This window comes from Streptomyces sp. NPDC090499, from assembly GCF_044769305.1.
Lineage (GTDB): Bacteria > Actinomycetota > Actinomycetes > Streptomycetales > Streptomycetaceae > Streptomyces.
In genome coordinates this window covers 1-19,515 of the sequence record NZ_JBIVXP010000041.1, presented here as the reverse complement: position 1 = coordinate 19,515, position 19,515 = coordinate 1, and the positions used below count along the sequence as shown (strand labels likewise).

Annotated in this window: 16 protein-coding genes; 4 read left to right on the top strand and 12 right to left on the bottom strand. The window is 68.0% G+C overall.

Annotated elements, in window-relative coordinates:
* Positions 1–125: 125 nt before the first annotated feature.
* From ACIQVL_RS51205 to ACIQVL_RS51190, 4 genes are all read right to left on the bottom strand, one after another.
* Positions 126–1,661 (bottom strand): ISKra4 family transposase, encoded by a 1,536-nt coding sequence (locus ACIQVL_RS51205; RefSeq protein WP_403479264.1) that lies wholly within the window; start codon positions 1,659–1,661, stop codon positions 126–128.
* Positions 1,662–1,706: 45 nt separating this feature from the next.
* The gene (locus ACIQVL_RS51200; protein ID WP_403479263.1) at positions 1,707–2,342 is read right to left on the bottom strand and encodes a hypothetical protein; all 636 of its coding nucleotides are present in this window, start codon (positions 2,340–2,342) and stop codon (positions 1,707–1,709) included.
* Positions 2,343–2,550: 208 nt separating this feature from the next.
* Entirely contained in the window at positions 2,551–6,702 is a 4,152-nt protein-coding gene (locus tag ACIQVL_RS51195) for a trypsin-like peptidase domain-containing protein (RefSeq protein ID WP_403479266.1), read from the bottom strand.
* An 18-nt stretch (positions 6,703–6,720) separates the two neighbouring features.
* Positions 6,721–7,158 carry a CU044_2847 family protein gene (locus ACIQVL_RS51190; protein ID WP_403479262.1) on the bottom strand — a complete coding sequence of 146 codons (438 nt, stop codon included), beginning with the start codon at positions 7,156–7,158 and terminating at the stop codon, positions 6,721–6,723.
* A 527-nt stretch (positions 7,159–7,685) separates the two neighbouring features.
* On the opposite strand from ACIQVL_RS51190, the gene ACIQVL_RS51185 reads away from it, so the two are divergent.
* Entirely contained in the window at positions 7,686–8,288 is a 603-nt protein-coding gene (locus ACIQVL_RS51185; RefSeq protein ID WP_403479261.1) for a zinc-ribbon domain-containing protein, read from the top strand.
* On the opposite strand, the gene ACIQVL_RS51180 is transcribed toward ACIQVL_RS51185, so the two are convergent.
* Complete coding sequence (locus ACIQVL_RS51180) at positions 8,201–10,024, bottom strand: SpoIIE family protein phosphatase (protein ID WP_403479265.1); 1,824 nt, start codon at positions 10,022–10,024, stop codon at positions 8,201–8,203. The two genes, ACIQVL_RS51185 and ACIQVL_RS51180, sit on opposite strands and share 88 nt — an antisense overlap.
* Positions 10,025–11,157: 1,133 nt before the next feature.
* Between ACIQVL_RS51180 and ACIQVL_RS51175 the strand changes: the two genes are divergently transcribed.
* On the top strand, positions 11,158–11,517 hold the full coding sequence (locus ACIQVL_RS51175) for a hypothetical protein (protein ID WP_403479260.1): 360 nt from the start codon (positions 11,158–11,160) through the stop codon (positions 11,515–11,517).
* Positions 11,518–11,527: 10 nt separating this feature from the next.
* Here ACIQVL_RS51175 and ACIQVL_RS51170 read toward each other — a convergent pair whose 3' ends face one another.
* Both ACIQVL_RS51170 and ACIQVL_RS51165 read right to left on the bottom strand, forming a co-directional pair.
* Positions 11,528–13,567, bottom strand: a complete 2,040-nt coding sequence (locus ACIQVL_RS51170) for a Helicase associated domain protein (protein WP_403479259.1) — start codon at positions 13,565–13,567, stop codon at positions 11,528–11,530.
* Between the two features lie 166 nt (positions 13,568–13,733).
* Positions 13,734–14,021 (bottom strand): hypothetical protein, encoded by a 288-nt coding sequence (locus ACIQVL_RS51165; protein WP_403479258.1) that lies wholly within the window; start codon positions 14,019–14,021, stop codon positions 13,734–13,736.
* 116 nt (positions 14,022–14,137) lie between these two features.
* On the opposite strand from ACIQVL_RS51165, the gene ACIQVL_RS51160 reads away from it, so the two are divergent.
* On the top strand, positions 14,138–15,100 hold the full coding sequence (locus ACIQVL_RS51160; RefSeq protein ID WP_403479257.1) for a nucleotide kinase domain-containing protein: 963 nt from the start codon (positions 14,138–14,140) through the stop codon (positions 15,098–15,100).
* Between the two features lie 36 nt (positions 15,101–15,136).
* Here ACIQVL_RS51160 and ACIQVL_RS51155 read toward each other — a convergent pair whose 3' ends face one another.
* Genes ACIQVL_RS51155 through ACIQVL_RS51140 form a run of 4 tightly spaced genes read right to left on the bottom strand, consistent with a single transcriptional unit; the run spans position 15,137 to position 17,549 of the window.
* Positions 15,137–15,949 carry a hypothetical protein gene (locus tag ACIQVL_RS51155; RefSeq protein WP_403479256.1) on the bottom strand — a complete coding sequence of 271 codons (813 nt, stop codon included), beginning with the start codon at positions 15,947–15,949 and terminating at the stop codon, positions 15,137–15,139.
* A 42-nt stretch (positions 15,950–15,991) separates the two neighbouring features.
* Positions 15,992–16,888, bottom strand: a complete 897-nt coding sequence (locus tag ACIQVL_RS51150; protein WP_403479255.1) for an ImmA/IrrE family metallo-endopeptidase — start codon at positions 16,886–16,888, stop codon at positions 15,992–15,994.
* Positions 16,885–17,292: a helix-turn-helix domain-containing protein gene (locus ACIQVL_RS51145; RefSeq protein ID WP_390984502.1), complete on the bottom strand. Its 408-nt coding sequence runs from the start codon at positions 17,290–17,292 to the stop codon at positions 16,885–16,887. The genes ACIQVL_RS51150 and ACIQVL_RS51145 overlap by 4 nt, the downstream gene beginning before the upstream one ends.
* Complete coding sequence (locus tag ACIQVL_RS51140; protein ID WP_403479254.1) at positions 17,289–17,549, bottom strand: acyl carrier protein; 261 nt, start codon at positions 17,547–17,549, stop codon at positions 17,289–17,291. Before ACIQVL_RS51140 ends, ACIQVL_RS51145 begins: the two co-directional genes overlap by 4 nt.
* Before the next feature lie 123 nt (positions 17,550–17,672).
* Here ACIQVL_RS51140 and ACIQVL_RS51135 point away from each other — a divergent pair, with 123 nt between their 5' ends.
* A complete protein-coding gene (locus tag ACIQVL_RS51135; RefSeq protein ID WP_403479253.1) occupies positions 17,673–18,551 on the top strand; it encodes a nucleoside triphosphate pyrophosphohydrolase family protein in 879 nt (292 codons plus the stop codon).
* 131 nt (positions 18,552–18,682) lie between these two features.
* Here the strand turns inward: ACIQVL_RS51135 and ACIQVL_RS51130 are convergent, their stop codons facing one another.
* A complete protein-coding gene (locus ACIQVL_RS51130) occupies positions 18,683–19,396 on the bottom strand; it encodes a hypothetical protein (protein ID WP_403479252.1) in 714 nt (237 codons plus the stop codon).
* Positions 19,397–19,515 lie beyond the last annotated feature (119 nt).

Here is a 19,515-nt window from a genome sequence, read left to right as displayed (position 1 = left end):
CGACACGACACGCCACCACTCCCACCGAACCACCCGCACTATGCCTGACCAGCGAAAACACCGCCCTCATGTCCGGAAAGACAACAGCGTCTTAGGGTGCGGCTCTTGTGGAGTGAGCCCGCCGGTCAGGCCAGAAGTTCGTAGTTGTGCTGGTCGGGCCGGGGGTAGAGGCGTTCGCGTTCTCTGTGGGTGTGGAAGGTCCAGTACTGCGGGAAGTCGCCGTTGCTGATGAGGGCCCGCAGGGTCAGGACGGCTTCGGCTCCGGGGACGGTCCACCGGCTGCCGGTGATGTCGAGCCGGTCGGCCACCAGATGACGTGCTGCTCCTTCGACGATGCCGCTGGCGATCGGCCATCCGGCAGCGAGGGCCTGGTCGTAGTGGAGATGGGCGGCGTTGTTCTCCAGGTAGCGGCAGGCCCGGTCCGCTGCGGCCCGTTGATCTGGGGACAGGCCCAGCCGGTCGGCTTGGGTGCGGATGTCGGTGACGGCGCCGGGGGCGTCGCCGGCCAGGATCCGGGCGGCCTGGGCCCCGACCCAGGTCTCGGCGGCCGGATCGGTGGCGGTGTGGAAACACCGCGAGGCCGCCCATAACTTCTCGATCACGTGGACGATGTCGAGAACGACATGGATGGTGACGCCGCGTCGGGCGGCCTCCGCATGGATCAACTCCAGCTGGTGTTCAGCGCCGTCGACCAGGACCACCCAGCACCGGCGGTGCTGTGGATCACGGGCTTCTGCCTCGTCGAACGCGGCGGCGATGACCTGGTCCGCGTCGCGTTGAACCGAGGCGGTGAGCCACTTCGCGCGGGCCTTGGGCCCCTTGCGCGGGGTGCGGCGGGTGGTGCGGCCGCCGGGCGGGGCGATGATGTCGTGCGGCCGGCGCACGGCCGGAGTGGCGTCGTGGACGACGGCGAGGGTGGCCATCCGCTTGCGGCAGGTCTTCTCCCCGGCGGACAGACGGGTGCGGAACGTGCGCGTCGCGCGCTGGGCGGCCTTTCGTGTCGCTTCCCGCAGGTGACCCGGGCGCATCACGATTCCCTTGCCGTCGACGCTGAGCACCAGCAGCGTCGTGCTTGCTGCCGGGGCAGGGGTGCGGGCGGCATAGAAGGCCGCGATGTCCACCGCGGCTGCCCGCACGAGCTGTTCGGCCTGGCGTTTGCCCACCGCCGGTGCCCCGCAGCGGCGTTCGATCGCCTCCAGAGCCTGGTCGTAGGAGCCGCGGACCGCTTCCAGCACGACCAGACGCCGAAGTCCCAGGCTGTGCCGCTCGCGCGGCAGCCCCAGCACCTGGTCGGCCGGATAGCAGTTGGGCAGGCCCGGGGCGCGCAGCGCGCACCGGGTTACGGTCACCGGCCCGACCACGGTGGCCAGTTGGCGGCGGTGCTCCTTCTCCAGCCGGGTCCGGCCCGCGGCGAGTTGGGCCCGCCCGCCGGTGTCGAGTGCCGCCAGTTCGGCTTCCTCCCGGCGGGCGCGCAGGTCGAAGTGGCCCTGCAGCAGGAGGCGGGCCAGCTCCCTCGCCCCGTTCTCGGCGTCTTCCTCCACCCGTTCATGGGGCAGGAGCAGAGCTTCGGGACGGGAGAGGGAATCGATGAGACAAGTGAGGAAAGAAGCGGCTCGGTCAAAGGGGTCAGCCGTCGCGGCGGCCGCATAGCCTGCGGTCATCGGGCTCTCGCTTTTCGGGCGGACGAATGGGTGGCACCTTCGACGCTAGGGACGAGAGCCCGACCCCACATCGGCGCGGCGGCGCACGGCGGAAGACCCAGCCCGCTCCGGCGCATCCCCGGCCGCCGCCAGAGCCTCACGCGGCGTGAACAATCCCGGTTCCTCCTCCATCAGCCAGCCCCGCTCGACCAGCCGTTTCAGCTTCGACCGGAAGCCTTCCACCTTGCTCTTGTCCGTCGACAGTCCCAGCGCAGCGCACAGGTGATGCGCCCGCATCGGATGCACCGCGTCCTGGAGAACCTCGACGATGTCCCGGTACGAACCCGGCAGCACCCCCACGGCCAGCTCGGGCGTCCACCGCGGCACCAGCCGCACCCCCACCGGCAACCGGTGCTCCTCCATCTCTGCCTCGCCCGCATCCGCATCCGCCCCGACAACCGAGACCGTCTCGTCGCCGGACAAGATCTCGGTCATCGTCTCCCGCGTGATCTGCAGCCGGGACAACACGTCCTCCCGCTCAGCGAGACGCCTGGTCAACTCCTCGATCTGGTCCCGCAGTCCGGCGATCTCCTCCCGCGCGGCAGCCTCCCGCCGATCGAGTTCCTCCAGCCACGACACCATCGCCGCCTCCAAGACCACGTCCTGGGACACGACGATCCGCCGTCCGACCACGAACGGCAACGGCGCACGGCATCACCAGCTCACTGCAGAAGAGCCGCACCCATCGACTTAACGCCCTCTCCCAGCTTGCAAAGCCGCACTGGCCGTCCAGATCCCGCGCTGTCAGCGTGGGCGAGTAACCTGCTGATCCGCTCCGGGCCCAAACAGGTCGCCAGCCCGCACCCAGCTGAAACGCCTGTTCCAGCAGCACACCCTCGTGGGTGCCGCACTAGGTTGGGTGGCATACAGGACTTACTGATTGGCCTGGCAGGTACGCCGTGCGTTCCTGTGGGGTGAGGTCGCGGTTGACGGCACGGCATATCTTCCGGGTGGCCGCATCAGGCTGGAGGAGGACGACATTCCACAGCCGCGCTGTCGCATCGTCGCTGCTGGTGGCGAGGGTGTGTCCGTCGGGGCTGAAGGCCACCGAATCCACCGCTTTGGTGTGGCCACTCAGGGTGGCGATGGTTTTGCCGGTGTCGACATCCCACAGTCGCACCGTGCCGTCGCTGCTGCCTGTGGCGAGGGTGCGTCTGTTGGGGCTGAAGGCCACCGACGTCACCTCGCCGTTGTGTCCGGTGAGGGTGATGCGGGTGTTGCCGGTGTCGATGTCCCACAGCCGCACGGTCAAATCATCGCTGGCGGTGGCAAGGGTGTGGCCGTCGCGGCTGAAGGCCACCGACTTGACGACGTCGTTGTGTCCGGTGAGGGTGATGCGGGTTTTGCCGGTGTCGACGTCCCACAGCCGCGCCGTCTTGTCTTCGCTGCCGGTGGCGAGGGTGTGTCCGTCGGGGCTGAACGCCACCGACTCCACCCCTTGGGTATGTCCGTGCAGGGTGGCGATGGTTTTGCTGGTGGTGACGTCCCATAGTCGCACTGTGGTGTCGAGGCTGGCGGTGGCGAGGGTGTGTCCGTCGGGGCTGAAAGCCGCCGAGGTCACCGCATTGGTGTGGCCGGTGAGGGTGGCGATGGTTTTGCCGGTGGTGATGTCCCACAGCCGCGCCGTGTTGTCGTCGCTGCTTGTGGCGAGGGTGTGGTCGTCGGGGCTGAAGGCCACCGACGTGACTGCGTCGTTGTGTCCGCGCAGGGTGGTGCGGGTTTTGCCGCTGGCGATGTCCCATAGTCGCACTGTTTTGTCGAGGCCGGCGGTGGCGAGAGTGTGTCCGTCGGGGCTGAAAGCCGCCGACATCACTGCGCCGTTCTGGCCGGTCAGGGTGCTTTTGCCGGTGTCGACGTCCCACAGCCGCACTGTTTTGTCTTCGCTGCCGGTGGCGAGGGTGTGTCCGTCGGGGCTGAACGCTACCGAATCCACCCCTTCGGTGTGTCCGCGCAGGACGGCGCGGGTTGCACCGGTGTCGACGTCCCACAACACCGCGATGTGGTCGAGGCTGCCGGTAGCGACGGTGTGTCCGTCGGGGCTGAAGGCCACCGACGTCACCAGGCCGGTGTGTCCGGTGAGGGTGGTGCGGGTTTTGCCGGTGGTGACGTCCCACAGCCGCACTGTGGTGTCGAAGTTGCCGGTGGCGAGGGTGTGTCCGTCGGGGCTGAAAGCCGCCGACATCACGGCGCCGTTCTGGCCGGTGAGGGTGGCGATGGTTTTGCCGGTGGCGATGTCCCATAGTCGCACTGTTTTGTCGAGGCTAGCGGTGGCGAGGGTGTGTCCGTCGGGGCTGAAGGCCACCGACGTCACCGAGTTGGTGTGTCCGGTGAGGGTGGCGATGGTTTTGCCAGTGGTGACGTCCCACAGCCGCGCCGTCCTGTCATCGCTGCTTGCGGCGAGGGTGTGTCCGTCGGGGCTGAAGGCCACCGACGTCACCGAGTCGGTGTGTCCGATGAGGTTGCTGCGGGTTTGGCCGGTGGTGACGTCCCACAGGTGCACCGTGTGGTCGGTGCCGCCTATGGCGAGGGTGTGGCCGTCAGGGCTGAAGGCCACCGACGTCGCCAGGTTGCCGGGTCTAGTGAGGGTGGTGCGGTTTTTCCCGGTGTCGACGTCCCATAGTCGCACCGTGGTATCGAGGCTGGCGGTGGCGAGGGTGTGTTCGTCGGGGCTGAAGGCCACCGACGTCACTGCGCCGGCGTGGCCGGTCAAGCGCCGATGCAGCGGGAGGGCTGCCGCCGCTCGCAGGCTTGCAATGGACTCGGGGGTGTGGCTGGTGTGGTACGCCTGGACAGCCAGCAATGAAGCGAGTTCGGGGTTCGCGCCAATGAGAGTGTCGGACTGGGTGGCGAGTTGTCTCGACAACGCTGCTTGCTGTTCGGCTACTGCCCTTTGCTGTTCCGCTATGGCCGTCCGCCACTGCCACAGGGCACCTCCTGCGGCGACGAGTGCGAGTACGAGCAGGGACGCAAGGACGGTGTTGAGGCGCCGACTACGCCGGATGACAGCCTGTTGGCGCTGCTTGCTTGCGGCGAGAAAGGTCGCAATGTCGCCTGGCAACCGGTGTTGCCGGGACCATTCGAGGCCTTCGGCCAGTGCGGTTCCCCCCAGCAAGTCTCCCGGGTCGGCTGTCGCCGCCCAGCGGGCCTGCCGCTCACGGGTGTTGTCGAACCAGTCGTGGAAGCGGCGGTCCTGTCTGACCCACTCGCGCAGTGTGCCCCAGTCACGGATGAGGGCGTCATGTACCAGTTCTGCCACCGGCTCCCCTGGAGGGGTGTCGGGGCGTTGAGGGGCGCGGAGCGTTTGGGTGGTGATGATGCGATGGAGCGTGAGGGAAGCGATGACGTCGTCGACGGCTTTCCCGCCGCCCGGTCTGCCGCCAGGGTCGGCGGCCAGGTCGCGTAGTTCGTGGAGGGGGACCTGGGCACGCACTGCAGGTACGTTACGGCTCGGGTCAGCGGGGCGTACCAGGGAGGTCAGGATCCGCCGAGCGATGGGCCGCTGCTCCGGGGACAGGTCCTTCAGGGCGTTGTCGCACCAGGTGGTCAGACTTCCGCTCACCGCGCCGATGCATTGGTAGGCCCCGTGAGTGAGGTACCCGTCCTGCCGCCGAAGCCACAGCCGACTGAGTGTCAGCTCCAACAGGGGCAGCACCGTGACCGGTGCCTGCCGGGATGCGGCCGCCTCGGGCGTGATAGCCAATACATCGGTGATGATCTGCTCCGGTAGTCCAGGCTGCAAGTGGAGCCCCACATCCTGCGCGGGTAGAGTGATGATGTCGTGTAGATCCTCCTGGCACAGGGTGCCCGGCACATTGCGCAGTCCTGGCATCGCGACGTCCAGCAGCTTGGGGGCCACAGCGGCCAGCTGAGGGTAGAAGTCGTCGCGCATCACCAGGATCACGCTGAGCTCGACGTCGGAGCCGGCCGCCGCGGTGATCTCGTCGATGGCGGCCCAGCGACTGTGCCGCCGACCGTTGGCAGGCTCGGTGAAAAGCTCTTCGAGTTGGTCGATGACCAGCAGGACGCGCTGATAGTCAGGGCTGGCCGCGAGGTTGCGGGTGACCGCTTTGGCAATCCCATCCGTGGCCGCCCCAGACAGTCCGGCGCGCTCGATCTCGGCTAGCAGATTCTGCCTGGGCCGGGCAAGGCAAGGCAGCCATCGGTCACTGCCCGGCAGGGCACCCGCCGCCAGCGCACGCAGCACACCGGCCTGGATCAAGGACGACTTGCCCGAGCCGGAAGGCCCCAGCAACAGCGTCAACCGCTGTTGCCCAGCCAGACTGGCAACAACCTGCCGCACCGCGTCTCGGCGGCCTTCGAACCACCGCGCCGACTCCGCAGTGAACGCCTCCAGTCCCTGGTAGGGGCACACGTCCTGCAAGACCAGTTCCGGCACGATCTCCCGCAGCACCTGCCCAGGAGTGACATAGGCGATCCCTAGCCCCCGTTCGTACGCATCGGGGGCGGTGATCTCAGTCAGCATGCCGATGACCAGGCCGGTCATCTCATCAAGGACCGGCCCGCCACTGAACCCGGTCGTCAGGTCATTGGCGGAAGTCAATTGTAGAAGTGCGCCCCCATCTCCGGAGGCCGGCAGCAGATCGCCAGCCTCACCGAAACCGAAGTGCCCCTCGGGCGGCGCCTGAACGGGAAACCCGAACGAACGCACTCGATGACCCCGACACCCCGCCGCGGAACCCAACGGCAACACCCCCACAACCGCCGACATACCGCTGAGCCGGACGACAGCCACGTCCTCGTCCTCCGGGGCACGCCACAAATCCCCCGGGACAACTCCCTCGACCCGGGGCGCCCCCTCCACGTGCGGGAAGGCCACATGCACCCTCGAACCAGCCCCACCCCCTGCACCCTGGATGACATGCGCACAGGTGACCAGGACGCCTTCGGCCACCAGAAAACCTGCCCCGGCCACCTTCCCATCCGGTCCCAGGACCTGCGCTACAGCAGCCGCCAGGTCTGGCGCGGTACCGCCACCCGGCATTTCAGAGCGTTCCACGAGTCAGCCTCGACTCCCAGCTCCGTGAGCCTGACCGGCGTCGTCCATCGTCCACGACAGGGTCACCTTCAGATGGCAACTGGCCTGGCTCTTGGTGATTACAGCCCCGGCCTCGACCGCGAGGTTGACACCAAACTCAACCGCGACTTCGTCAGGGCGCGCCTTGCGCAATTGGTCGAGTGTGACGCGTGCCGCCTCTGTGACCGGCTCCAGAGCACCTTCCAACGTCACCGGCAGCTCGTGGATGGCATCGCTGATGCGCCCGGCCTTCACCGGCCCTTCCAGCGCAGCCCCCGTCTCCTCGACCAGGATGAACCCCCCACCCTCCAGTGGAATCCGAGTCAGAGGTATCAAATGTCCTCCTCCATCCGTTTCGCGCACGGCCTTCCTCTGCACGCAGCCACCGACAAAGGGAATCGGTCGAGCCCTGGAATCCTGCAACAGAACTTCCTTTGGTCTACGACCAGTGATGAGACGTCAGCTTCACGGAAACGCCATAAATCCAGCGGTGTACATCCCACTGCATGGCGTCGACCGGCACCCGATCGATCGTCCTCATTCAATTCGGTGAGGCTCATGTGCAACACTCAACACTCATATTATGCCGCGCACTGCGGCTGCACATCTCGTTGAGGGCGCCACCGAGATGAGGTTGAACTCGCAACGGAAAATCCATTTGACCTGTGCACCTTCAACAACATAAGGCGCACCAGTGAATAGTCCTTTAACTTGCTCATTTGCAGGGAAGCGACTGGAGATCTCTTCGAGTTCCTCTCGTTTCGGAATATGTCTACTGCGTGCGAAAATGAGACGGCAAGCACTGCCAGCCTTCGGGACGCCGGGGGGAGTGCTCGGGGCGTTGATCGTGTCTTCCTAGACGTCTTTGATAGCCGAGCTGATGCGGCTTCGGAGCACTGGCCAGCCACGTACCCCGCCCCTCCCAAACGCCGCACGGGCCAGTCGAGCGGATGCCCCACGATGCGCTCGCCGACGCACCGTCGCCGCCAAGTTGCGGCCCGAGCCCGGAAAATCCTTGCAGGCCGTGCACCCCCGTCCTCGCCGACGAGCTTGTCGAAGTCATCGACGAACCCAACCTGACGCCGAAGGAACTGAGGCCGAGCTCCGCTAAACGGTGCCGGTGGGCCTGCCCGATGCCAGGCTGTCCGGGACGCTGGGACGCCACGCCCGATCAGCGCTCCTGCCGCGGCGGCGACTGGCAAACGCTGCCCGGTCTGTCACCCGCGCGCAAAATCCGCACCCAGCCGTGTGACCCTCTCGCCTGTGCTGGGCGGGTTCTCCTCGGCCCCGCCCCGCCACCGACCAGGGCGCCCCGTGCGGCGCTCGCGGCGCGCCGGGCAGCACTCCCGCCGCCGGCGTCCAGGGCAGTGACGGGACGCTTCGGTGCGCCTCCTGGAGGGGAGACGGGCGGCCGGCGGCAGCGGCCTCCCACACTGTGGGCATGCTCCGTACTCCTCGGGGCCGGTCAGCCAGTGGGGCCGTCGAGTCGCATCTCGAACCAGACGACTTTCCCTCCCACCAGTCGGCTGACGCCCCATCGATCAGCCAGTTGATTGACCACGGCAAGGCCGCGACCGCTTTCCTGCAGGCCGTGTACCTGAAGCTGGCGAGGCATCTGCGTTGACCTGTCCTGTACCTCGCACCGCAGTACGTGCGTGCGCAGCATCCGCACCTCGATCGGCTCGAGAATCGCCGCTGCTGCGTTCACTGCGTTGGTTACCAGTTCGCTGACCAGCAGCTGAGCAGAATCCGACAAGTGTGCGAGCCCCCACCCGTCAAGCGCCTGACGGGTGAGCCGCCTGCCTATGTGCGGCGCTCTGTGGTCGCTGTCGATGGACCACTGGGCGACATCGCTTGCCGTAAGCCCTTCGAATCGGGCCGCGAGCAGCGCGATGTCGTCGTCACGGTCACCGGGGCCGAGCATGTCCAGGACTGCGTCGCAGGTGGCTTCCAGCGGCGGTGGGTCCGTGAGCTGCGCTGTTGCGGCCAGCCGGTCGCGGAGCTGCTCGATGCCCGTCCAGATTTCCCTGATCCGCGATTCGACCAGGCCGTCTGTGTAGAGCACCAGCGTCGAGCCCGCTGGCGCTCCCAGTTCCACCGCTTCGAAGTCCACTCCGCCGACACCGATGAGGACCCCAGGCGGTACCTGCAATACCTCGGCCTTGCCGCCAGGGAGCAGCAGGATTGGCGGCGGGTGGCCGGCATTGGCGACGGTGATGCGGTGTGTGACGGGGTCGTAGACGGCGTACAGACACGTGGCCAGACGGTCGGTACCCAGTCGCTGTGCCTGTTCGTCGAGGTGGCGCAGGACCTCCTGCGGGGGCAGATCAAGGCCCGCCAGGGTCTGCGCGGTGGTGCGCAACTGGCCCATGATGGCCGCCGACGCCATGGAATGCCCCATCACGTCGCCGACAACCAGCGCGACCCGGCTGCCCGGCAGCGGGATCGCGTCGTACCAGTCACCGCCGACGCGTGCGGTGTCCGCGGCCGGCAAGTACCGGGAGGCCAGCCGCACCCCAGGAGGGCAGGGCAGAGTCTGAGGCAGCATGGTGCGCTGCAACTCGTCCGCCTGGAACGCCTCGCGGTGGTAGAGCAGAGACTTGTCGATCCCAAGAGCGCTCTGAGTGGCCAGCTGGGCGGCGACCTGCAGGTCGTCCGCTTCGAAAACGGTACGGTCGGGCCGCCGAAGGAACACGGCGATGCCGACGACCCGGCGTCGCCCCCGCATCGGCGCAAAAATGACCCGTGAGCCGGAAGGCCCGCCGAAACCCTCTCCGACTAGCTCGGACAGGGTGTCACTGTTCGCCATGTCACCGAAGACCGGACGTACCCCCCGCAGCACGTGGGCAAGAGGGCCGTCGGCGCGTACGACGGTCACCTCCGACGGCCTGGCACGACCAAAGTCACTGCCGGCAGAGTGACCACCCTCCCGCACAAAAGCGAGCGTCGCCGCCTCGTCGGATATCTGCTCGACGCGGCGCAGCCGCAGAACGGCCTGCCCTGGCACACGTTCGTCTCCGACGGGCAACGGCTCACGCAGGTAGACCAAGACCAAATCAGCGTACGCGGGCACCGTGGCCCGGCAGAGTGCGAGCAAGATCTCGTCCAGATCCATGCTGCGCGAGATGCGGCGGGCGGCTGCGCCTACGAACCGCATCCGGTCGTCTCCGCGAACCACGATGCCGGTTCCGGTGGACCGGGAGTTATCCGAGGTTGTTCCGAACAACCCTCCGGCAGAAGGCTCCTGTACGTCCTCACCTGCACTCATCCGCACGATACGCGCAGACACGGCAGTGTCGGCGCCCCCGTGGGGGGCGTACTTGGCGCCGAGTTCCTCGGCGATCTCCTGTACGGTCTCGTGTTCACGGTCGAGGACCTCCCGCGCCTTTTGAAGCGTGGCGTCCACCTGGTCGAGCCGGCTGTCCGCGTCGGCGTCGAAGGAGATCTGCTGCGGCAGCGCGACAGCCCCCGATTCACTGCTGGCGCCGGGAGAGGCCGGGTTGCCCTGGCTGCCCAGGCCGCTGAGTTCGGACTCAAGATGCTGGATGCGGCGGGCCGCCAGGTCGGCCAGGGCCTGGGCACGTTCGCGTTCGGCTTCGGCACGGGCAAGCTGGGTACGCAGGTCGTCCTGTTGCGTCGTGGCGCGCAGCAGCCGAAGGTGCGTCGAGTCAATCTCCCGGCTCAGGGCAGCAGGAGATGCCTGAAGCGACTCAAGACGGCGGGACAGTTCCTGAACCCGCGCCTGCGTTTGGCCGAGCAGCGCGAACAGCACGGTGGCCATCTGCAGCGACTGGTTGCGAGCGCGTTCGCTCACCTCGTACGCCTTGCGGACCCGGTTAAGCTCCTCAAGCGCACTGATGGCACGCTCCTGGGCCTGCAGAAGCTCACGTGCAGGCACGGCAGGCTCGCCGTCGGCACCGATGACGGTCGGGCGCTCCTGCGAGGCCCTCCACAGCGTCCGCGCCTCCTCAAGACGCTGTCCTGTCGCTGCTTGTGATTCGTCGGTGAAACAAACGTCCGCGACGGCCTCGACGGTGTCCCACGTCAGGCCGACACCGGCGAGACGCTCGCGGAGCTTGCGCTCATCAGGCACGGTCTTATCGGCGAAGTGGTCCGGCGTGAGCGCCGCGTGCAGCCCCCGGACCGTGATGCCGACACCGTCCAGCCAACCGCGGACGATGGCGACGATGCCGTTGATCTCCTCACAGGGACCCTTGGGCGGACTCCATGGCCGCCCCGGTCGCTTCCCCCCAGTCACACCGACGGCCCCTCCCGGATCCCGGTTGTCGCAGACAACCCCGCGTTGTCAGCCGAACAACATCCAACCGATACGCAACCTCCGTCCGCAGGTAGATCCTCGAATCCGCTGTCGTGGGCTTCCGGCAGCAACACTCCCGCACTGAATCTGAGGAGACACCGTCCATGAAGATCCTCGTCGAGGCCCTCCCAGAGTTGCTCGGTGCGCTGGGCTCGACCGGAATCATCAGCACTGTGGCCTGGTGCATCGGCCGCCGACGCAGCAGCTGCCAGTCGGCCGCATCGCTTGAACTGAGTGCCGAGCAAAAGCCGGGCACGCAATACCAAGCGATCCGCCGATACACACTGCTCGGAACCGCAGGCCGGGAAGGAGAACCGATTCAGGTGATGAGCACCCGGCCCGCCGGATCGGTCCTCCTCTGGCCGGTCGGAAGCCGACAGGAACGCTTCGAACTGACGGACGCTCGCCTCTACGACGGCACCTTCGCGGCCGAACCGGTTGCTTGGTTCGAGAAGATCCGCTGAAACTGCAGCACTAGGCCGCTGCCAGACCGCTCACCAGCTCCTGCTGTCCGGGCAAGAGGAGTGGCCATGACTCCTGCTGTGCGTGCAGCCACTGCCGGGCCATGTCTTCGTCTGGCGCGCCGGGCCACCACACGATGCCCGTAGGCAGGCCGTGGAGATGGTGGAGGGTGGCCCAATAGAAACGCTGCCAGCCCAGCTGCCAGGGCGGGTCCCACCAGGTGTCCAGGGCAGTGAGCTTTCGGCCGAGACGCGTGGGCTGGGTGGCGGCCCGCTGGCGGTGGCGCTGCTGGTTGAGCCACTTGCCCAGGGCGAACCCGTCGTGGGTAGTGGGCTGGGAGATGGCCAGGTGGCCGTGGCGGGCGGCGTAGTTGTGAGCGGCCTCCAAGCCGTGGCGCACGCTGCGGCGTCGTGCGGGCCAGGCGTGGAAGCGGTCGATCTCGGCGGGTGTGAGGCCGAGCTGGGCGAGCAGTTGCTGTTGTTCCGCGGCCAGCTGGGAGTAGTCGGCTATCTGGCGGCGCAGCCACCGCTCGAGCCAGCGCGGCAGCCCGGCCAGGTTGTCGCTACCGCTGACGCGGCCGTGGGCGTGGGTGTGAGCACGGGCCCGGTGCCAGGCCCGCTGCCAGCTGATTGGCCAGGGCGGGTTCCACCACACGTCCAGTTCCGCCAGCATCCGCACGTACTCGGGCGGCAGACTGGCAGAGGCGGCGCGCAGGTTGGCCAGCCATCGGCCCAGGTCGAACCCATCCTGCGGGGCCCTGGCGTGCGGGACGGCCAGATGCCCTTGCCGGGCGACATACCTGCGTGCGTGATCAAGGCCCTCCCAGAACCGTTCCTCGGATACGGCCTTCAACCCGGCGCCCTGCCCTACGCGCCGAGGCACGTACAGCTCGGCCTGCCACCCCGCCGACTCGGCGTGTGGCCGGAGAGTGATTGGGGGAGTGGTGGCCAACAGACGCAGTCCCGAACCCACTTCGGCAGGCTGGTGGGCCGCCTGTACCCGCCACACCCCGCTGTGCGCCGAACCGGCCAGCGACGGTGAGCGCAACTCGCGGGTGAGACCACGCATCCATGCCTGCAGGGCGCTAGGCATCTCTGGCTGCTCCGCCTCTCCCAGCCAGCCGCGCTCCAGCCGGTCGCCGAGCGCCGTCACGAAACGGCTATGGTGCTGGGGCCGGCGGACAAGCGGCCGTTCATCGGTCACCAGCAGCCGCAGGGCCGGATCCACCAATGCGGCCGCAACCGCCACCACTTCGGGGAAGACAACCGCGTCCCGCGCGACCAGCCGCCACCACGCCGCCGGCCGCTCCGACGCCGCCTCGTTTCTGCGGCTGGTGTTGAGAGTGACGCGCTCAAGGCGCTGCCCCCACACCTGCTCCCGCTGCCAGAACGCTTCCTGTTGCCACCACCCGCACACCACCGCCCGGGCCACCGCGAACACAGCACCCTTCTCCGCGCCCGTGCTCGCCGCCCGCCGGGCCACACGCGGCCACCGCGCCTGGGCGGCAGCCAGCTCCTGGCACCCGCCCACGTCCAGATACTCCAGGGCGTGGCCATCGCCGACGTCCAGCAGCCATCGCCCGTGCCGGGAGCACACCCGATTCCACCGTTGCCCGTACCGCCATACCCGCTCCATCCGGCCGCTGCGCCGGGCGGCACACAGTCGGCAGCCGAACGACACCGGCCCCCACGCCTGAGCTCCCACCCGCCACCGTGCCCACCCCTGATCCGCAACGGCCCGCTCACCGAAGGACGCCGGACCGGCCCTCCATGACGGCAAGGCCCGCGCCAGATGCGCAGCCGGGACCCCGGCCCACGCCGCGACCTGTGCCTGGGCCGTGACGTTCAGGAGTACATCGCCGTCCGGACGGAGGCCGCGACTCTGGGCGACCGGATTCACCCACTGCCACCACCCCCACGCCAGCAGCTCACCCACCTCAAGGCCGTAGCAGACGGCGACACGATGCAGGAACGACCACGTCGTCTCGCCCTGGACCGGCACCGCGCCGCCCGGAGCACACCAGGCGCCGAGCTCGTCATTCTGAAAGCCCATCCAACCCTGTCCTCGGCGACGGCGGCCAGGGCGTTTGAGTAATCGGCCCCGGTCTGCGGGATAGCCGCCTGCCAAGGGACGGCGCACTCAGCCGTGACCGTATGGCCGTTGACGGCGTTGATCGGGGCGACGAAGGCACTCGGATGGAAAACCGACTGGCGTGACGTCACCTCCTGCCGCGGGTGCGTCCGGGAGAGCGTACGGACGGCAGGTCCTCGCGCGCGTTGTCCGCTTCGAGAGCGTCAACGGGCATCTGGCGGTAGGAGTGGAGGAGTTCGGCTATCGCGGCGGGACGGACCTCGGCCGCCGTCACCAGTGCGGCCAGCACCTGGGAACGCGAAGTCTGTTCCCCGGCCGCGGCTGCGGCCCGGACCAGGACGTCTAGCCTCGTGTCCACGTCCTCCGGCCAGTCGACCAGCGTCTTGCGTCGTGGACGCTGCCACAGCAATTCCACACGTCCCCCTCGCTGACAGCTATCTATATTGAATATATATTGAGCCCATGGTGACGGTGCTGCAAGAGCGTTCAGAGCAGAGGGTCTTAGACCGCGACCCGGCGAGGAAGATCCGTGTGGCAGGCCGCACGCTGACGTTGACGCCGGTGTTCGACACCTACTGGCGTTTCGCGGCGGCGCGCCAGAAGGTCTACGAGGCACGCCTTGCCGGGGGAGCGGGGCCGTTCACCGACGATCCGATCCTGCAGCGACACCGCTTCACCAACTGCTTCCGGGCCGCCGACCGGGTCAGCCAGGACCTGATCGGCGGCGTGATCTACCGGGGCGAGCAGGCGTGGGAGGAAGTCTTCTTCCGGACCCTGCTGTTCAAGATCTTCAACAAGACCTCGACGTGGCGGCTGCTGAACACCGCGCTGGGAGAGGTGCGGTGGGACACCTACGACTACCGCGCCTATGACCGGGTGCTCTCACGGGCCTTCGCCGCGGGGCAGCGGTTGTACTCGGCCGCCTACATCGTGCCCCCGCCGCAACTCGGCGAGCAGCGCAAGCACCAGAACCATCTGCGGCTGCTGGAGATGATGATGACCGCGGACGCGCCGCAGAGGGTGCTGTCCGCGCCGACGCTGCAGGAGGCCTACCAGGTCCTGCTGGGCTTCCCGGCGATCGGCCCGTTCTTGGCCTACCAGTTCGTGATCGACCTCAACTACGCGGCCGCGATGCCGTTTTCGGAGATGGACTTCGTCGTCCCCGGTCCGGGCGCGCGCGACGGGATCCGCAAGTGCTTCGGGGCATCAGCCGACGGCATCGAGGCGGACGTCATCCGCTACATGGCCGACGCCCAGGACGAGCACTTCGCCCGCCTGGGCCTAACCTTCGCGGGACTGCGCGGGCGCCCGCTGCAGCTGATCGACTGCCAGAACCTTTTCTGCGAGGTCGACAAGTACGCCCGGGTCGCCCACCCGGACATCGCCGGGATCAGCGGCCGCAGCCGCATCAAGCAGACCTACCGGCAGCAGGCCGATCCGATGCCCGCCTGGTTTCCACCCAAGTGGCAGCTCAACGGCCCGCCCGGGCACTGAGGTTGCCGCACCCACCGCCCGCCGCGCGGTTGGCCGTCATGCCGCGAGACGGCTGGTGCCGGTCAGCAGGGGGCGCAGCTGGGTGATCGGGCCGTCCAGCCGGGCGTGGCCGGCCACCACGGTCAGCGTCCCGCAGGCCAGTTCCGCCTGCTGGGCGATATAGGCCAGCAGCCGGCCCAGACCGAGGTAGTTGCCGTAGGCGCGCTCGAACATGAAGTGGCTGCGGTACAGGGCCGCGGCGTGCACCCGCCGGTCGCGGTCCAGCTGGAGGGAGATGTGGCTCAGGCAGGGGAAGCCGATGTAGCTGTTGTCCTTCCCGGCGGTGTGGACTAGCAGGTCCGCGCCAGCCTCCTTCGTGTCCGTGTCCGTGTCCGTGTCCGTGTCCGTGGCTGCGGCCAGGTCGATCTCGTACGCGGCGGCTATCTTCGTGCCCGCGGCCTGGGCCCGCAGGCGGCTGATGACGGTGCTGAGCTGGTCGACGCCGCTCTTGGACACCGCCGGGTAGGACACCAGGCGGCCGAAGTAGGTGCCGCGATGGTTGCCCGGGTACCGCTTGATCACCGGATACATCCGCCGGTAGCGCTCGGCGAGGTCATCCGGGCTGGCGCACCGTGTCGCCAGGGCCGCGGGGAACAGGGTGCTGGCCACGGTCTCCAGCGGCCACAGCCCGCGGCTGGTGCGCAGCCGGTCCAGTTCGGCGCGGAACACCGGGTCGTCGCTCGTCGGGTCGGCGATGCGCACCACCGTGTGCAGGCCGGTCCGGTCCGGGTTGTCCTTGCGGTCCAGCTTGTTGCAGGCGGCGACCCAGGCCTGGGTGACGTCGCGTTCGGTCACGGTGAAGGTGTGCATCAGTCCTCCTGACACATACGGGTGTGATCCGGGGAGTCGGGCTCAGGCGGGCCAGGTCTCGTCGACCCCGGCACGCGGGGCTTCGCGCACCACCGTCAGCCGCAGCGCGGCACCGTGCGTCGGCACCGCGACCTCGATCAGGCCCTGCTCGCCCGGTGGGAGTTCGTCGGTCACCACGGCGCTCGCCAGCGGCGTCGCGCCGTCACTGGTCCACGGCTCAAGCCCCTTGGGCAGGACGTCGAAGACCGCGTCGTCCAGATGCAGCACCAGCACATCGCCCGCGTCGGCGTACACCGTCTGCTCCGCGGAGGCTGCTGTGATCACATGCACCTGGGCGTGCGCGGGCAGTGAGGCCCCGCCTGCCAGCGCACTGCGCAGGCCGGCAGGAGGGATCTTGGACCACTGGCCGGCCCGGCCGGCGTCCAGCAGCCGGAGGTTGACCAGGTGGCGCACGGTTCCGGCGTACGACGTACCCAGCTCGCGGGCCACCCGGTAGACGTGCTCGGGACGCGACGGCCGGCCCTCGCAGATCCTTCCCAGGGTCGCCCGCACCGCCGGCAGGGGCATCAGGAACCACGCCGCGAACGCCTCCGCCGTCTTCTCCTCCTCGGGCCAGCTGCCGTTGCCCCAGCGCAGCGCGGGATCAAGCTCCTCATCCGCGGCGGTGCGATGCCCCAGCCGGTGATGCCCCAGCTCATGCGCGGCCGTGTGCCGCTGGGTGATGGTGTTCAGCGAGGCGTTCAGCATCACCGCCGGACCCTTGTCGGCGGGGGAGAAGTACACGCCGAACAGCCGGGGCATCGGCTGAGCCATCCCGATCACGTCCGCGGCTCCCAGTGCCCGGTGCACGTGGACGTACTGCGTGCGGTCGATACCGAGGTCGCGGTGCGCCTGGACAGCGGCGATCGACGCGATCCGGTGTGCTAAGACCCAGTTCACGCCGTCGGACTCCCGCCGCCGGCGTCCTGCTCCTCACGTTCTGCCGCCCGCCGCAGCGTGAGGTACTCGGCGAACTCCAGCACCGTCTTTGCATCCCCGTCGGTGAGCTGGGCCAGCGCCCGCGGCAGACCGGCCAGCGCGTACTCGCCGGCGTCGGCGTCCTTCTCCTCGGCCAGGAAGTAGGCGACCGGCTGCCGGTACAGACGCGCCAGCTTCTTCAGCTCCAGGCTGTCCACCCGCCGCTCGCCGCGCTCGATGTCACTGATGGCCGAGCGGGGAATGCCGGTGGAGTCCGAGACGAACTGCTGGGACATGTTCAGATAGTCGCGGGTCTTCTTCAGCCGTTCACCGAGGCGGACCAGCTCCGGATCACGGTCACGGCTGTCGGATGGGGGAGGGGTCATGACTGCTGCCTTTCAACGATGGCGTCCAGTACCGCCGCGGCGAATGCCCGCACCGAGCCGGTGGCCTGGGCCGCTTCCCGGTCGGCGGGAATGGCGACGTGGTAACGCTCCTCAATGCGCGTGAGAATCTCGACCATCAGCAGCGAGTCCACGGGCAACTCCCGACCACCCTGCTCCAGTTCAGAATGGAGCTCATCGGGCGATACGCCCTCGTACTCGGCGAGGAAGTCGATGACGACCGAGGTGATGTCGTCCATGCTCGGTGTGTCTGTGTTCGACAACTCTCCCCAATCGTCTGCATTTCCAACGACGCTGTCGTAGCATACGACAAGTCGTCGGGAAAGCCAACGGGGTTGTCCCAAGATCAGACAGGTGTGAGTGTGGACTTCAAGCGCTACCAGGAAGCGGCCGTCAAAACCCTCCAGCCCCCCACCGAGGGCACCGATCCCGTCCTCGTTCCCCTCCTCGGCCTCGCCGGCGAAGTCGGATCCCTGACCACCGCCTACAAGAAATTCCTGCGCGACGGACCGGCCTTCGAGCAGGGCAAGCACCAGTTACGCGAAGAACTCGGCGACGTCCTGTGGTACATCGCCGCTCTCGCCCACCGCTTCGGACTCGACCTCGACGACGTCGCCGCCGCCAACCTGGAGAAGACCAAAGACCGGTGGCGCCCCACCCCCCGCGAAGAGCACGCCCCCTTCGACGCCAGCTCTCCCGCCCACGAACAACTGCCCCGGCAGACCACACTGACCTTCACACCCACCACGACCGACGACGGCCGCACCGTCGTCATCCTCACCCGGGAAGACGGAACCCCCGCCGGTGACCCCCTCACCAGCGCCTCCCACGTCGAAGACGACTACCGCTTCCACGACATCTTCCACCTCGCCCACGCCACCGTGCTTGGCTGGTCCCCCGTCACCCGCTTCCTGCTCGGCCGCAAACGCAAGAGCGACCCCCGCACCGACGAAGCAGAAGACGGCGGCCGCGCCATCGCCATCGAAGAAGGCATCTCAGCCCTCGTCTTCTCCTACGCCGCCCGCCACCGCTACCTCGCCGACATCAAGCACATCGACCACGAACTCCTCGCCACCATCGGCCACATGACCGCCCACCTCGAGGTCAGCATCTGCCGCGCCGCGGACTGGGAGCACGCCATCCTCACCGGCTACACCGCCTGGCGCCGGCTGCGCGAGCAGAACGGCGGCACGGTCCATCTCGACCTCGACCAGCGCACGCTCACCGTCACCCAGCCCTGACCGCTTCACCGTTGGGGAATACTTCCAGGCGTGGTGTTCCCCAACGCTCGCAACAGCTGCGCCCGCACACAGGGGAGCTCAGGCGGATCGCGCGGACGGTGGCGTGCGGAGCGAGTAGCCGCGCGGACACGTCAGGGCGCTTCGCCCGGATTGAACGCGGACCAATCGATTCTGTCGATGATCCAGGCTGGCACCGACCACACGCCGTGGTTACCTGGCAGATCGGTCGCGGAGACCGACAGTTGGTAAGCGTCGGGGCCCTGGAACCCGTCCCTGCTACTACCCCACCAGGAGTCCGGGTCGTAGGTGCACGTCACTTCGACTTCGCCCATCAGATCGGAGTCTTCTCCGGACGGGTCGGTGTGCCAAAGAGCCGCCGCCAGTATCCAATCGCCGCCGTCGCGCTTTATGTCCACGTCGACCCGGGCTGGGACTCCGCGGATCTTCGCGCTCAGGTCGGAGCGCATGTCCCAGGCACGGCCGGCATCCAGATCCAGGCCAGGAACGCTGATCACTGCCTCGACCAGGGCGTTGAGTGCGTCATCGTCATCGTCAAACGCCCGCTCTACGAGCAGGGCGGTGGCGTCCGCCTCTGATGCCACCGCGGTGATCGCGCCATCCGTGAAGCGGAAGCTGAGCTGTGCCCGGACCAGGATGTTGTCGTAGTTGAGGACCGAGACCTCCGGATCGCCGCCGTTGAACAACGTTTGGACCGTTGCCTCCCCTTCCGCCAGGAAGAACGCCGTGGCGTAGGCGACATCATGCCTGGCGGACCCGAGATCGTCGGGCCGGGTGCGACCCGAGTTCTCCTCCGGACCGGCCGTGCCATCGGCGTCATCCGGCACTCCGTGCTCGACGCTGACGTTGTAAGAGGGCGGTATGTGGCGTGATGCTGCGTTTGTTGTCGCTGGAACGTGTGGCGCAGGCGTATCGGGGCTGATCGGGGGGCCCTGTCGTGCTGGAG

Coding starts and splice junctions, on each gene's coding strand:
- ACIQVL_RS51195 (WP_403479266.1), bottom strand. CDS start 6,702: ATGCCGGGTGGCGGTACCGCGCCAGACCTGGCGGCTGCTGTAGCGCAG.
- ACIQVL_RS51175 (WP_403479260.1), top strand. CDS start 11,158: ATGAAGATCCTCGTCGAGGCCCTCCCAGAGTTGCTCGGTGCGCTGGGC.
- ACIQVL_RS51205 (WP_403479264.1), bottom strand. CDS start 1,661: ATGACCGCAGGCTATGCGGCCGCCGCGACGGCTGACCCCTTTGACCGA.
- ACIQVL_RS51155 (WP_403479256.1), bottom strand. CDS start 15,949: ATGCACACCTTCACCGTGACCGAACGCGACGTCACCCAGGCCTGGGTC.
- ACIQVL_RS51170 (WP_403479259.1), bottom strand. CDS start 13,567: ATGGGCTTTCAGAATGACGAGCTCGGCGCCTGGTGTGCTCCGGGCGGC.
- ACIQVL_RS51185 (WP_403479261.1), top strand. CDS start 7,686: ATGCCCCACGATGCGCTCGCCGACGCACCGTCGCCGCCAAGTTGCGGC.
- ACIQVL_RS51140 (WP_403479254.1), bottom strand. CDS start 17,549: ATGGACGACATCACCTCGGTCGTCATCGACTTCCTCGCCGAGTACGAG.
- ACIQVL_RS51145 (WP_390984502.1), bottom strand. CDS start 17,292: ATGACCCCTCCCCCATCCGACAGCCGTGACCGTGATCCGGAGCTGGTC.